The sequence below is a fragment of the Spiroplasma alleghenense genome, assembly GCF_003363775.1.
GTDB lineage: Bacteria > Bacillota_I > Bacilli_A > Mycoplasmatales > Mycoplasmataceae > Spiroplasma_B > Spiroplasma_B alleghenense.
Genome location: NZ_CP031376.1, coordinates 921213 through 934880, shown reverse-complemented (window position 1 = coordinate 934880; position 13668 = coordinate 921213). Strand labels below are relative to the sequence as shown.

The window sequence follows — 13668 nt, the reverse complement described above, 5'->3', positions numbered from 1 at the left end:
TTATGAAATCTAATCAAAAAGAACCTTTTGTAATGGTTCGTGACCTTGAAGTACAATTTCGTGCTAAGGGTAAAACATTTAAAGCGATTAAAGGAGTTAACTTTGACGTTCTTAAGGGAGAAACTTTAGGTTTAGTTGGAGAATCGGGAAGTGGTAAAACAACCATTGGAAGAGCTATTATGGGGATTCAGCCGATTCATGACGGAACTGTTTATTTAGAAAATAATGTAATTGGGGGAAAATTGCCCAATCTAAATTTAATGAATAAAAAGATTCTTTTCAAAATTAATAATATGCAATTAAATATTAATAGTTCAATTGTTGCTTTAAATAATTACTTAAAATCTGCTAAACAAACATATTATAAATATGTTGAAAATAAAGATTATAATATTAAAACTAATGAAATCAAGGAAATACAAAATCAAAATTATATTTTAAAAGATGGAAGTAATTTTTACAAAAAAATAAGCACTAGTGATTGAAGCGCAAAGCAATTTGAACTAGTTAAAGCGCTTGTTAATGATAATTTAAAATCATTAATTGGGGTAATAAAACTACAAAAACGTTTATTAAGATTCATTGACAATTTAAGCTCTTACATACCAGAAATCGACAAAGAGTTAGAACTTTCAATTATGAAAAAGCAAAATGATACTATGGATTTGATTATGCGTACAAAAACTTTGAATAATCAAGCTTATGAGTACATTTTAAAAGTTGAAAAAATTCGCCGTAATTTTAAGACTAAGGGACATTATAATTCTTTAAAGGATTTCTTTAACGACCTATTTACAGTTCTAAAAGAAATAACTTTGCGTTGCCGTCAAGCTTCTAAAACATTCTTAACAATTTCAGATAACCAAAAAATGAATGTCGCTTTATCGAGTTCGCAAAAAAGTCGTAAAAAACAAATTGATATTTATAATGCTGAAATTACAGCAACAAAGATTCAAATTGTTTCGACTTTAGAAAAGCGTATTTCTAAGTTATCAAATCAAGAAGAACAAACAATTCAGCAAAAAGAACTACTAAGTAGTTATGAAAACACTCTTGAAAAAGTTAAAGTAGTAAATGATGAAGTTATTAAAGAGCGCGACATCATTGAAGTCTATCGTTGAGCTAAAAATGATGACGAGCAGCCGTCAATAGCGTATGAATCAATCATTGAACTACTTGAATTCTTAAAATTACCTTCAATTGATGATGTAATTGCACAGTCAAAATTCTTTGTATTGCAAAACCGTAAGTCTAGAAGAGAATTTAAGAAAAAAATGCAAATGATCTTCCAAGATCCAGCAGCTTCATTAAATGATCGAATGGCTGTTGGCCAAATTATTGGAGAAGGTTTAGAAAACTTTCCTGAACTATATAAAAATGAAGAAGCCCGATCAAGTTATGTTGAATTCTATAACAACAATTTAAAAGATGGACAACAATCACTATCAATGGATAAAGTAAAAGATAGCGATGTAAAGCAATTTTTAATTTTATCTATTTTAAAAGAGGTTGGACTTCTATCAGAACACTTATCTCGTTATCCTCATGAATTTTCTGGAGGGCAAAGACAAAGAATTGGAATAGCAAGAGCGCTAGTTATGAAACCAGAGTTTGTAGTGGCAGATGAGCCAATATCTGCGCTGGACGTTTCAATTAGAGCCCAAGTTCTAAACTTATTAAAACTATTTCAAGCAAAATTTGATTTAACCTATATTTTTGTAGCTCATGACTTGTCAGTTGTTAAATTTATTGCTGATAGAATTGCGGTAATTTATCATGGAGAAATTGTTGAATTAGCGGAAGCAAATGAATTATTTGATAATCCAATGCATCCATACACTAAATCACTATTAACCGCGATTCCTTTACCAGATCCAAAGCAAGAAAAAACAAAAATTCATATTGATTATAATCCTGAAGAAGTCCACTTCGACTATATTTTCGATGTACCTGAATTTGTGGAAATTACACCTGGACACTTTGTTTTGGCTAATACTAGAGAATATAATGCATTAAAAAAGAAATAAAATACCAAACAATTTAGTTTGGCATTTTTTTTAATATTAAATATCAAATAGTGGAATTGTTCACAAAAAAACACTATAATAATCAAATATAGCAAATAAAAATAAAGGGGGGTATAAAATGCTTAAACTAAAATTAAAAATGCTAGCATCTTTCTCGGCGATTACGCTAGCAGGGAGTGCGGTAACTAGTTGTGGTGTAACAACTAGCCGATTAATGAGTCGTTTAAACGACGTTAATACCTTTAAATTTACTTACTTGTACCCATTAACTAATTGATCAACTGGAGTAACCATGCAAGCAGAAGATGGTCGTTATTTAAACAACCTTCAAGGCACGCTTTTAACAAACGACCAATATGGTAGAATTGTTGGCGATTTGGCAGAAATTGTAAGAAGTAATGAAGATTCAACAGAATGAACATTCAAATTCAAAGATGATGCTTATTGATATGATGCTTTTGGTAATAAAATGGATCCTATTTTAGGAAAAGATATGAAAAATGCTGCATTTTATGTTTTAAATAATAGAAGTATCTCAGAAACAGCTGGTTTATGAGAAACCTTTGTTAAAGGTGCTACTGAATTAAAACAGAAACTAAATGGAGTTAAGGAGAAAAACGGTACTTTTTCAATTGCCCCAGCTAGTTCTTCTGATATTGAACAACTTTATGAAAATTTTGAAGGAATTACAACTCCTTCAAAGGATTCTAAAGAATTCACTTTCCACTTAACAAAAGGGGTTCCATACTTTGATACAGTTGTAACTTATACAGCATTTGCACCTTTACCTGATAAAGCAATCAGCGAAGATAAACCAAATGAATCTTACTATAATTACGGAAGAACTTGAAGAATTCCTTGATATTCAGGAGCATATTTGGTTGATGTTTATGAACCAACTTCACAAATAATTTTGAAGAAAAACCCAAATTACGTTAACTCAAGTGATATCCATGTTAGCAAATTAGAATATACTTACTTAAAAAATGCAGATGTTAGTCGTAACAGGGTGCTTTTTGAATCAGGAGATGCAAGTGAAGCTATCATCGCCCCAACTGACTCAGCTGGTTGAAATAAATATGTTGGAAAAGATGCGGCAAACCCGATCTTTGCAGGAGCTACAAGTGAAACTTCACCAGACCCAACAACTTTTAACTACACAATGAATATGGCCAATGTTGGTCGGGATGAAATATCTCGACGTGCAAACTTGGCGATGACAACAAAATCTGTTAGAGCGACATTATCGAACTTTTTAGATCGAAGCTTATTTGCTAAATACTTTTCAGATGCCTTAGATTCAGGAAAAACATCATCATTTTTAAGAAACGTTTATACAGCTCGTAAATTTGTTGTTGAAGAAGATGGAACAGATTATGCAAGTTATGTTGAAAAACAATATGAAAAACAAGTAATGAAACCAAACGCTTTAAATGCCACTTTAGATGTTGAATCATCAGGTCAAACGACTTCTGCAAGTGACTTATTAGCTGATGGAAGCGACGCGCTTTATCATAATGAAGCTAATTTAAAAAATTCATTTAAAGATACAAATCCAGAAATAACTCTTGATAATCTTTTCAATCAAGTTAGAAAAGATTTAAAGGCAGTTGGTATTAATGATAGAGTTAAAATTCCAACATTGATGAATGGTAACTTAGCAACAACTTCAAATATTTACTTAGAAAATATGATTGACACTTTTAACTCAATTGACAATAATCCAATTGAAATTGTTAAACATATTACTGTGGATGTAACAGAATACCAAACCCTTCTTAAAAAAGGTGGTTGAAATTTAGTTATTTCAGGTTGATCACCAGATTATTCAGATCCCTCAACTTACTTAAATACTTATGCAATTGGTGGGGATTTACAAGGTTATACTGGAACTAATCGTGCAGGAAATTTCAAAAAAAATGGAGATACAGTTGTTTTTGAAGGTTTCAAAGAGGAATACAAATATTTAGAGCAAAATCCAGAAGCTACCAAAACAATGAATAGTTATGCAGACTTTTCTACTAAACTAAACGCTGCAGATAAAATTTCAACTGATTTAAAAACTCGTTATGAAGCATATGCAGAAGCAGAATTTAATTTAATTTATCGTGATTATTTATTAATTCCAGTTTATGTACCAAATGGTAGTTACCAAGTAAAATTAACTTATAAAAAGCCATTTACTCAACCTTTAACTCCATATGGAGGTTCAAAATATCGTTTTAACTTTGTTGAACTGACTCCTTTTTTGTTAACTCAACGCGAACGTGATATTTTAGCAATTCGCTATGAAGAACAAAAACGAATTTTGAAACTAGAAGCTAAAATGGGGGGTAACTAATTATGAAGAAATTACTTATAAGCCTATTTACATTAGGAGTAACTTCAACTAGTGCGCTTAGTGTTATTAGTTGTGGAGATCCAACTCACAACCGTGATTTTAATAAAACCAATTTACAAGCCTATAGTTCATCTGAATTTTCACGAATCGGAATCTTGGAAGGGGCTACAGACGGAACCGATCAGCAAGTATTTGAATGAAATGTTGCTAGAGCTTTTGAAAGCGATGTTTATTTACCAGTAGTAGAGGATGACTTTGAATTTCAATATTTAAATGAAAATCATGATATTATTTCTGATAAAGATATTAGTTTTAAAATTGGTGATAAAGTAATTTTTAGGTTAGTTGCCAAACAAACTAGTCTAAATTTTGAAGACCACACCGAAGTCATTGAAACCCAACTTTTCAAGGATGAGAAAAAGAATTTAAGTGACATTGTTATTCAACCATATTTGAAAGACTTTGAAGCTGATAAAGAAAAACCTGAAGTGATTTTAGCCAGAATTAAAAGATTCAATAACCATCTAATTTGCAACTCAAATAATTTAGAAATAGTTTCTGTCAAACAACCAGAAGACGACGAAGTTGGTAAAATAGTAGTTAAAGGAAATAGTGAAAGTTTACACTATACAAATCAAGAATTTGAATTTACATATATCTAGAAATATCTTTTTAAATTTATTTTAAAAAGATATTTTTCTTTCTTTGATGGTTCTTTGAATTATCTTTGCGAATTTAGTATAATAATTAAATAAATATGCACAAATTAAGGTGGTTTAATATGAAGGATAGAGAACGCGAGCTAGATGATCAAAATGACGACCGCACTCGAGCATTTAGCGTTTCCAAAAAGCAGCGTCGTGGGGACTCGGTTGGTTGAATAATTGGGGCTTTACTGCTTTTCTTTTTTAATATTGTTTCAATCGCAAGGCTAACTGTTGTTGGTCAGTTTTTTGACGATGTCATTTTTACTCTGCCTTTTGGTTGATTTAAATACGTTATTTATTTTGTTTTTTTTGCATTTGATATTTCGATTTATTTTGGAATAAAATATAAATTTAAAAAGCGTTTCTTGTTAATGGTAACAATCACAATTTTGGCATCTTGTTTTTTAATTTCTGCAATCTTGTTAATTGTGGCTTGATCAACTGAATCTGAGTTATTTGTTGTGAAGAATTGGTGATCAAAATCAATTATTTCTGATGTAATGAATAGTTACTTTACTAATTGAAAAGAAAATTCGGTTTTCTCAGCAAATGATCAAAATTCTAATCCCTGACTAATCTCTCCTCCAGAAAGTTACTTTACTTTGTGAGCTGGTGGAGGTATTTTTGGTAACTTAATTGCTGCTATCGCTGGATTTACTACAATTTTTGGTGGTTTAATAATTGCGGTTTTTGTATTTTTCATCACAATGATTTGAATTTTCACAGGTGACCCATTCTATTTATTTAAACCCAAAAGCAAGCGTCGTGGTAGAAGTTTGCGTATTTTGCAGTTAAAAAATAGTGGTAATCGCGCCTCAAGTTCAAAACGCCGTTACATGGACGTTCTTGACTTTAATCCAGGAGAAAGTTTAAATGATCGAATGATTTTGGAGTCAATTAAGGAAAGTGATGTTACAATTGAACTGCCAAGTTTTCGTAGACATCGCCAAGAAGATCTTTATCAAAATCAGGGTCGTGGTTTTTATAACACACAACTAGATTTTCATCAAAATGATGATCAGTTAACTCAGATGCAAAAAGTTGATGATGTGTTTTTACAAAAAGGGGCTCGTGGATACAAACCAATTCAGCACAATAATGATAATTTCTATGAAAACAGCTTCCAAGAATTTGAAAATAATTTTTCACCCAATCGTGAGCAACAAAATCAAGTCTATTCTAATAACCAAAACTCTGTATTTAAAAATCCTTCTATGGAATCTTATGAATCAAGAAGACTTAGCGAAGAAAAATACGAAATGCCGCAATCAAGTATTTATGGTAATATTTCAACAAAACAAGCTCGTGAAATTTTTGAAAAAGAAACTAAGATTACTCCTTTCGGGGCGAATGGTAAAACAACAGAGCTAATTAGCAGTCTAAATAATCCAAATAAAGAAAGAATTTCTCCAAGTCAGCAAGACCGTTTGGATAATTTAAATTCAAGCAAACCAAGACAATCTACATTAGAGGAATTTATTTCAAGTGAAAAACAAGAACGTCAAAGTTATGAAGAACTATTGGCAAAACAACACAATTCAAGAAGTCCGATGGCTGAAATTGCTGCCCAAAGAAATAATACTCGATTAGTAAGTAATAGCTTCTTGAATAATCCACAAATTCCATCAAACCGCATCTCAGTAGATAAAACTAAGCAAATAAAAAAAGAGATTTTTGTTAACAAGGGTTATAAAATTCCACCAATTTCATTATTGGATGAACACAAGACAAGCCTTGAAGATATTAAGAAAAATGAAGCAATGGCTCACGCAAAAGCGGAAGCAATTAATAATGCATTAGCTCAATTTAACGTTAATGCCAAAGTTGTTAATATGAATATCGGTCCAACTGTAACCAAGTTTGAATTACAACCAGCTCCAGGAACAAAGGTTAACAGCATTATATCGCTTGAAAACGACTTAAAATTGGCCCTAGCAAGCCAAAACGTGCGTTTAGAAGCACCAATTGAAGGTAAAGCTTTGGTAGGAATTGAACTTGCCAATGATGTTCCAAGCTTAGTTCGTTTACGTGGAGTTATTGAAAAAACTCCGATTCAAAAAATGAATTCAAAACTGTTATTTGCAATTGGTAAAAACGTTACTGGAGAGCTTCTTTTTGCTGAGTTAGATAAAATGCCTCATTTACTTGTTGCTGGTTCTACAGGAAGTGGTAAATCAGTTATGATAAACACAATTATTACTTCTTTACTACTAAGAAGCAAGCCTCACGAAGTGAAATTTTTGATGATTGATCCAAAGAAAGTTGAATTGCAAATTTATTCAAACCTTCCTCATTTACTAGCACCAGTTATAACTGATATGCGCGAAGCTAATAATGCTTTAAAGAAAGTCATTAATGAAATGGAACGCCGTTATAGTTTGTTTACAGAATTGAGTGTTAAAAATATTGAGGGCTATAATGCCAAAATTACAGATGAAAAAAATCGTTTACCTTTTTATGTAATTGTAATTGATGAATTAGCGGACTTAATGATGACAGCTAATAAAAAAGATGTTGAAGATAGCATTATGCGTCTAACCCAAATGGCTAGAGCTGCTGGAATTCATCTAATTGTAGCAACTCAAAGACCTTCAACTGATGTTCTAACTGGAGTTATTAAATCAAATATCCCAACCAGAATTGCTTTTGCGGTTTCTTCAGGAATTGATTCTAGAACAATTTTAGATTCGACTGGGGCAGAAAAGTTAATTGGTCGAGGAGACTTGTTATATATGCCGCCAGGTAGCTCAACTTTAACCAGAGCGCAAGGAGCGTTTTTAAGTGATTCAGAAATTGAAAGAATTGTAGATTACGCTTCAAATCAACAACAACAAATATTTGATGAAGATTTTTTGAATATTCAAGAAAATAATGATACTTATGCGGGAGGTTCAAATGACGACCTTTACGAGGAAATCAAGGACTATGTAATTCAAATTCAAAAAGCTTCAACTTCATTAATTCAACGTCGCTTTAGTATTGGATACAATCGTGCTGCAAAAATTATTGATGACTTAGAATTAAATGGAATTATTGGACCTCAAAACGGCTCTAAACCTAGAGAAGTATTCATAAGCAACGAGGAATATTAGTTTAATTAAAATAGGAGGGCGGGGATTTCAATGAAAACATGAGAAATATTTGAGATCAACTATTCATATGAAGTAACCGTTAACCAGGTTACCAAAAAAATTCCTACAAGAACTTACTTTATTCCTTTGGGAATTGATTATGATAGAGTTGGAAATGTTATTGGTTTTGTTAACATCAAGAAGACTAGTTTAGATGATAAGAAAATAATTATTGACTTTCTTAATCGTTCTAGTAAGAAATTAGAATCTTTAACATTGAGAAAAAATAATTTTGCCAGTGTTAAAATAAAGAATCTAAAGAATCCATTAGGAAGCATAGACGAAAAAAACTGTTTAAAAATACTAGAAGCTTTTTCTATTAGAAAAAATCTTTTAAAAAGTATTTATTTAGATGAACAGACCAAAGAAACGCTTTTGAAAGTAAGAGATAAGTTTGATCCAGTAATTATTTTAAATAATGAAATTAATCTAGCTTTGACTTTATTTTCAAAAAATACTGACAAAATCACAGAAATAATAAAAAAGGTTGAAGAACTGGACTATCTTAGTTCCTTATTACTAGAAGACAACCAAAAATTTGCTCATCAAACAGATATTGAGTTTAGACACGTTAGGGTTGCCAAGAGAGATGCAAATGTTATTGGTTTAAAAAACAATTTAAGTCGAATTCAAGAAAATGAAGAGAAAATTACAAATAACTATAAGGTTTTAAAATCGTACAATTCAGAGTTGTTGGAATTATTCAAGCAAGCTCTGACTTTTCGTAGGGAAAATTGCAGATTAATGAAATCCGTAATTAAAAAATTTACAGATATTAAATCTTTACTTGAAAAAATTGATAGAAATCAAGAAGTTAAATATTTAAGTTACTGCTTGAATATTGACGAAAATTTATTTGCAGAACCAAATTTCGCAAAATTAAAGTATGACTTAGAAATGGAGTCCCAATCTTCATCATCTTTTTCTCAATTGGTTCACGAAAAAGAACTTGCAGACAAAAACTATGATCAGTTGATTAATCGCCGCGAAGATTTAGTTGAATATGATAAATTATTTAATAAACTTATTAAATAATTTTTTGATTTAAATTAATTGATGTATAATTTTAAAGTTATGAAATAAGAGAGGGATTAAATTATGAGTGAAATTTATTGAATTGTCCTTTCCATAGCAATAGCGGCAATTTTAATAGGGACTATAAGTCTAATTCTTATAGTAAAAAATAAGAAGCGTGATAAAAAAAATGTAGTAACAAATCAAAAAAATGATAGTTACAAAACTGATTTAGAAGATATCAAAAAAATTACAAAAGATTTTTTAAAGAATGCAAGGGTTGAAGTTATTTTAAATTACTTTGGCAATAAAATGGTTTTTGGTTTTGGAGTTCCAAAATCTGTTATTCAAGATTTAAAATTAAATTTAAAAGATTCTCAAGTTGCTAAGGCAGAAGTTCAAATTGAAAGCTTGTGAAATAAGGGAGTCGATGAAATTAAGGAAACCAATTCAATTCTTGAAGAATTATTTTTAAATAAAATAAAGTCTCTAGGTGGAGAAAATGAAGTTATTTCAATAATAACTAAAAGTTATATTTCTATACTTAATGAAATTTTAGAAATTTTCAAAAATCTATTTGTAACGGAGATATTCTCAATGCAAATGGCAATTATAAGTAAAGATGAAACTTTGGTTCCTTACCCTGATGAACCTATTAGTACAGCTACTTTAAACACAAAAATGAAGAAATATAAATTGGCTCTCAAAGAGCTGGTTAAATTCATAGAGTCTGATCTTAAATAAATAACTATTACCCTAATATACCTAAATATGCTATAATGTTTTTAATATTAGGGGCGATAAAATGAAATTAACAAAATCACTGAATTGAATACAAATATTTTTAAAATCTTTAATTACTATTTTATTAGTAATTTTTTTGCTTATTGAGGCTCTATTGATTAAAAATGAACTTATTTTCGAAATTAGTCTAACTGTTGGAGCTGTAATTGTTTTATCTTTCATAATTGAAAGCGCAGTTGAATTCCCCATTAATAGATATTCTAGCGCGCTTGCTTCTATTCCTATTGCCTTGGCATTTTGACCTTTAATTAAGCCAAAACCTAAAAATAAAATTAAAGAACAAACTCAAAAAAACCCACTAGAACCTTCGGTAACAGAAAAAATATCTGCGAACCGCCTTAAAATTTCTTACTTGATTGCATCTTTGACATTAAGAGCTTTATTATACTTGCTATTAATTATAGTTTTGATTAACTGTAAAGTTGAAATCTATTGAGTTGTAGTTTTTATCGCATCATTGACGGTTTCTGTCGCAATTGATGGCATCCTTTCAAGCCGATTCATAAATATATTAGTTAAAAACTCAAAATCCATTGCAAATAGAAGCGCGGTTTTGGAGGCTTAAATGGGAAATTATTATCCTAGTTTAAGTGGATTAATTTATGACTTAACAAAACCGGTTGGTCATTCAGTGGATGGTGACTTGGAATTTTATTATGAAGAAATAAAAGAAATTAACGGCCAAATTCTTGAGGCGGGTGTGGGAACGGGTAGAATGTTGATCCCCTTTTTGAGAAAAGGAATTGATATTGAAGGAATTGATAACTCTCAAGAGATGTTAGAAATTTGCAAAATAAATTTATTAAAGTATAAAGAAAATACGACACTTTTGTTGGGTGACTTGGTGGAAACAGAATTTGAAAAAAAATATGAAGCAATACTAATGCCAACAGGAACAATTTGTCTAATTGAGGAACGTGAAAAAGTAATTAAACTTATAAAAAAATTTAAGTCTATTCTAACTAAAAATGGAAAGGTAATAATTGATTTAATTTTTCCTTCAAATTTTAAAGCAGGGACAATACATTCTTTTGATTATAAAATTGATGATAATCGTTCAATTAAGTTGACTAATATATCCAAGGAAATAGATTGAGTTAACCAAAAAACTATTTCAGAATTAGTTTATGAAGATTTTCATAAAGAGAAATTAGTTGAGACTCAAAGACAACAATTTAATCTAAACTGATTTGGAGTTGATGAATTTAAGGCCATTTTAAAAGAAGCTGGATTTATTGATATAAAAGTTATCATCAATTATGGAATGAAAAGGGTACTTAATTTAAAAACGGTCACAATAATAGCCAAATAAAAAATAGACTTTCGTCTATTTTAAAAGCTTTTAGCTGCTTTGATAACTTCGTCTTTAACAGTTAAGGCTGCTGCCTTAGGATCCATAGCATTTACTGGAGCCACTTTTGTACCTGCGAGTAAAACTGGTGAGTTAACTTGTGCCCCCATAAATTCTCAAGTTCCTTTTAAAAACTCGGTGTGGTTACCAAACAGATATCAACCAAATGGAGCTCCTTGGGTAGTTAAAATCTGAACCTTCAAGTGCTTTAGAAGACCAATAGCATCTCCTTTTTTTGAATATTTATAAGAAAAAGTTTGATTTGCCAATAATACATGTTCTAAATAGTTTTTAACAATTCCAGAAACGTTGAAGTTATTCATTGGACAACCAATTATAACCTTATTTACATCCTTTAATTGTTCAATATAAGCCATACTATCTTTTTCGTTAAAGTAGGTTCCCATATTTTCTCTTGTAAGTGTTTTTCCAGCCATTTCATTTGTGTTCAAGTCTAAATGAATAAACTCTGCCTCGGGATCGTTTTTTTTGTACTCATCAATAAATAGATTTGTTAATGCGACAGAAAATGATTTTTCAATAGGACTAACTGAACCATTTATTACTAAAATTTTATTCTTCATAATAATTCCTCCTTGATATTTATTCTATTCCTATTTAATTATTATTCAACTAATAAGTTAATTTATCCTCTTTTAACACTAAATTTTAGCACTTTTTTCTATTTAAATTGCACTTATTGTAAAAAATTAAAAAAAATCGTTTATTATATAAATAGATTGTAAAAAAAGAAAGGAGTAATTTTGTGGCGAATCACCAAGGAAATAAGTCTAATATTTTGAGTTATGAGCAAAAATTAGAGATGGTAAAAAAACATTTTGAAGATAACGTTCCTTTGAAAGATCTTGTTGAAATGTATAAAGTTTCTTACTCTGCTGCAAGAAACGCTTGCATTAATTATCAAACTAAAGGCCCTGAATCTTTAAGAAATAAGACGGGTAGAACTTTTGGTTGAAAAAGAGCTAAGGACGCACCCTTTTCAGAAGAAGACTAGAAAAAAAGGCAAGAAAACAATCTATACAAATCTGATTAATTTATTAATTGGTAACTTTTTTAAAAAAACAAGAAGCTCTATAGAGCTTCTTTTACTTTTATTTTTCAAATAATAATTTTGAGTTTTATTGAAAATATCAATTATGATATAATAATAACGAGGTAAAAAAATGGAAAAATTTAATATAGCTTGAGAAAATGCAATTAGCTTCAATAATTTGGATAAAGAAAAAAATAGAATGTGCTACATTTGTGATGACATTCTGAAATTTAAAGATATGAACACAAAAGAACCAGAACCTGGTATGAAGGGGTGGAATATTGATTGAGTTGACGGAAATGTTAATAATCATAATTCTTCAAATTTAGTCGCTACCCATTCAATTTGCAATGAAAATAAAACTAATATTAATGGTTTTTGACTATATATTTCTAAAAAAAATTACGAGGACAAAATTTCTTGAAATTCAGAAATTAAGGCGAGCTTCTTCGCTAAATAATAAATTTTATTAAAATAACTTGCTTTTTATTTATTTATTTGTAAAATAATCTAAGTTAAGAAAGCGAAAGCGAGAAACTATATTATCGTATTACAAAAGAATTGCGAAAGGGTATTATTTTCTCGACTTATATTTATAGCCCGATTAAAATTCAATCAATTTAAGAGGCCGGTTTTTAACCGGCTTTTTAAATTGATATAAAATAATTTTTAAATAATTTCAATTTTTGTTTTAAATTGGTATAATTACTTTAACTTAAAGAGAAAGAGGATAATTAATGTTAAAAGCAAGATTAAATTTTTTCAAAATATTTCTATTCATATTTGGTATATTGCTAGTATTAAGCATGGGATACTTTTTAATAAATATGGTAGAAACATCAAAAGTTTGAGATGAATGATATAAATATATGTCAATTCAATCTGACGATGAAACCATTCCTGGAATGTCTACAATAATTTATAACCAAATTCCAATAAAATTAATTGTAATTTCACTATTGAATCCATGGTTATGAATTGGTTCAATTGCCATTTTAAGTTTCTTTATGTTTCTATCATTTGTAACATTAAAACAAGAAGCCAGAATGCTTAAAAAAATAAGTATTACACTTTTAATTCTAATTTTTATTTCGGCAATCTTGTTATCGACATCATTTTTTGTATCAGATTGAGATCCTGAAATTGCATTTGAACTAAAAGACTGACATAGTGCTTTTGGAAAAATTAAAGGTTTTCTTACAAAAATTAGTTAAAACTTCAAATTAAGAATTTCTTAAT

12 protein-coding genes are annotated in these 13668 nt (G+C 29.7%); 11 read left to right on the top strand and 1 reads right to left on the bottom strand.

Annotation, left to right across the window (positions count from 1 at the left end; genetic code table 4):
• Positions 1-2: 2 nt before the first annotated feature.
• From oppF to SALLE_RS04210, 8 genes are all read left to right on the top strand, one after another.
• Entirely contained in the window at positions 3-2027 is a 2025-nt protein-coding gene (gene oppF / locus SALLE_RS06105; protein ID WP_162807955.1) for an oligopeptide ABC transporter ATP-binding protein OppF, read from the top strand.
• 118 nt (positions 2028-2145) lie between these two features.
• Positions 2146-4368 (top strand): ABC transporter substrate-binding protein, encoded by a 2223-nt coding sequence (locus SALLE_RS04240; protein WP_115558380.1) that lies wholly within the window; start codon positions 2146-2148, stop codon positions 4366-4368.
• Between the two features lie 2 nt (positions 4369-4370).
• The gene (locus SALLE_RS04235; RefSeq protein WP_115558379.1) at positions 4371-5030 is read left to right on the top strand and encodes a hypothetical protein; all 660 of its coding nucleotides are present in this window, start codon (positions 4371-4373) and stop codon (positions 5028-5030) included.
• A gap of 119 nt (positions 5031-5149) precedes the next feature.
• Positions 5150-8167 carry a DNA translocase FtsK gene (locus tag SALLE_RS04230; protein WP_162807954.1) on the top strand — a complete coding sequence of 1006 codons (3018 nt, stop codon included), beginning with the start codon at positions 5150-5152 and terminating at the stop codon, positions 8165-8167.
• A 30-nt stretch (positions 8168-8197) separates the two neighbouring features.
• Positions 8198-9241: a hypothetical protein gene (locus tag SALLE_RS04225; protein ID WP_115558378.1), complete on the top strand. Its 1044-nt coding sequence runs from the start codon at positions 8198-8200 to the stop codon at positions 9239-9241.
• Positions 9242-9304: 63 nt separating this feature from the next.
• Complete coding sequence (locus tag SALLE_RS04220; RefSeq protein WP_115558377.1) at positions 9305-9964, top strand: hypothetical protein; 660 nt, start codon at positions 9305-9307, stop codon at positions 9962-9964.
• 61 nt (positions 9965-10025) lie between these two features.
• Entirely contained in the window at positions 10026-10589 is a 564-nt protein-coding gene (locus tag SALLE_RS04215; RefSeq protein ID WP_115558376.1) for a hypothetical protein, read from the top strand.
• Positions 10590-11336, top strand: coding sequence for a class I SAM-dependent methyltransferase (locus SALLE_RS04210; RefSeq protein ID WP_115558375.1), 747 nt, complete (start codon positions 10590-10592; stop codon positions 11334-11336). It abuts the gene before it with no gap.
• Between the two features lie 20 nt (positions 11337-11356).
• On the opposite strand, the gene SALLE_RS04205 is transcribed toward SALLE_RS04210, so the two are convergent.
• The gene (locus SALLE_RS04205) at positions 11357-11959 is read right to left on the bottom strand and encodes an FMN-dependent NADH-azoreductase (protein WP_115558374.1); all 603 of its coding nucleotides are present in this window, start codon (positions 11957-11959) and stop codon (positions 11357-11359) included.
• A 182-nt stretch (positions 11960-12141) separates the two neighbouring features.
• Here SALLE_RS04205 and SALLE_RS04200 point away from each other — a divergent pair, with 182 nt between their 5' ends.
• The 3 genes from SALLE_RS04200 (at position 12142) to SALLE_RS04190 (ending at position 13643) form a co-directional block, all read left to right on the top strand.
• Complete coding sequence (locus SALLE_RS04200; protein WP_115558373.1) at positions 12142-12390, top strand: helix-turn-helix domain-containing protein; 249 nt, start codon at positions 12142-12144, stop codon at positions 12388-12390.
• Positions 12391-12559: 169 nt separating this feature from the next.
• Positions 12560-12889, top strand: a complete 330-nt coding sequence (locus SALLE_RS04195) for a hypothetical protein (RefSeq protein ID WP_115558372.1) — start codon at positions 12560-12562, stop codon at positions 12887-12889.
• Between the two features lie 277 nt (positions 12890-13166).
• Positions 13167-13643 carry a hypothetical protein gene (locus tag SALLE_RS04190; protein ID WP_115558371.1) on the top strand — a complete coding sequence of 159 codons (477 nt, stop codon included), beginning with the start codon at positions 13167-13169 and terminating at the stop codon, positions 13641-13643.
• Positions 13644-13668 lie beyond the last annotated feature (25 nt).